1 rRNA gene is annotated in these 1,558 nt (G+C 51.3%); it reads left to right on the plus strand.

What is annotated here, in order from left to right:
* Positions 1-1,558 (plus strand): 23S ribosomal RNA (locus AAEO50_RS20980); the annotation flags it as partial.

The following is a 1,558-nucleotide window of genomic DNA, read 5'->3' on the forward strand; positions in this document are numbered from 1 at the left end:
GGTTAAGTTATGAAGGGCGCACGGTGGATGCCTTGGCACTAGGAGCCGACGAAGGACGGGACTAACACCGATATGCTTCGGGGAGCTGTAAGTGAGCTTTGATCCGGAGATTTCCGAATGGGGGAACCCATTGTTCGTAATGGAACAATATCCATATTTGAATACATAGAGTATGGAAGGCAGACCCAGGGAACTGAAACATCTAAGTACCTGGAGGAAGAGAAAGCAAATGCGATTCCCTGAGTAGCGGCGAGCGAAACGGGATGTAGCCCAAACCAAGAGGCTTGCCTCTTGGGGTTGTAGGACACTCTATACGGAGTTACAAAGGAACGGAGTAGACGAAGAAGTCTGGAAAGGCTCGTCAAAGAAGGTAACAACCCTGTAGTTGAAACTTCGTTCCCTCTTGAGTGGATCCTGAGTACGGCGGGACACGTGAAATCCCGTCGGAAGCTGGGAGGACCATCTCCCAAGGCTAAATACTACCTAGTGACCGATAGTGAACCAGTACCGTGAGGGAAAGGTGAAAAGCACCCCGGAAGGGGAGTGAAAGAGAACCTGAAACCGTGTGCCTACAAGTAGTCAGAGCCCGTTAACGGGTGATGGCGTGCCTTTTGTAGAATGAACCGGCGAGTTACGATCCCATGCAAGGTTAAGTCGATGAGACGGAGCCGCAGCGAAAGCGAGTCTGAACAGGGCGAATGAGTATGTGGTCGTAGACCCGAAACCAGGTGATCTACCCATGTCCAGGATGAAGTCCAGGTAACACTGGATGGAGGTCCGAACCCACGCACGTTGAAAAGTGCGGGGATGAGGTGTGGGTAGCGGAGAAATTCCAATCGAACCTGGAGATAGCTGGTTCTCTCCGAAATAGCTTTAGGGCTAGCCTCATGTGTAAGAGTCTTGGAGGTAGAGCACTGTTTGGACTAGGGGCCCTCATCGGGTTACCGAATTCAGACAAACTCCGAATGCCAAAGACTTATCCATGGGAGTCAGACTGCGAGTGATAAGATCCGTAGTCGAAAGGGAAACAGCCCAGACCACCAGCTAAGGTCCCAAAGTATACGTTAAGTGGAAAAGGATGTGGAGTTGCTTAGACAACCAGGATGTTGGCTTAGAAGCAGCCACCATTTAAAGAGTGCGTAATAGCTCACTGGTCGAGTGACTCTGCGCCGAAAATGTACCGGGGCTAAACGTATCACCGAAGCTGTGGATTGACACCGTATGGTGTCAGTGGTAGGAGAGCGTTCTAAGGACTGTGAAGCCAGATCGTAAGGACTGGTGGAGTGCTTAGAAGTGAGAATGCCGGTATGAGTAGCGAAAGATGGGTGAGAATCCCATCCACCGAATGCCTAAGGTTTCCTGAGGAAGGCTCGTCCGCTCAGGGTTAGTCGGGACCTAAGTCGAGGCCGATAGGCGTAGACGATGGACAACAGGTTGATATTCCTGTACCACCTCTTTTCCGTTTGAGCAATGGGGGGACGCAGGAGGATAGGGTAAGCGCACTGCTGGATATGTGCGTCTAAGCAGTTAGGCTGATGATGAGGCAAATCCCGTCATC

This window comes from Rossellomorea oryzaecorticis (assembly GCF_038405515.1).
Lineage (GTDB): Bacteria > Bacillota > Bacilli > Bacillales > Bacillaceae_B > Rossellomorea > Rossellomorea oryzaecorticis_A.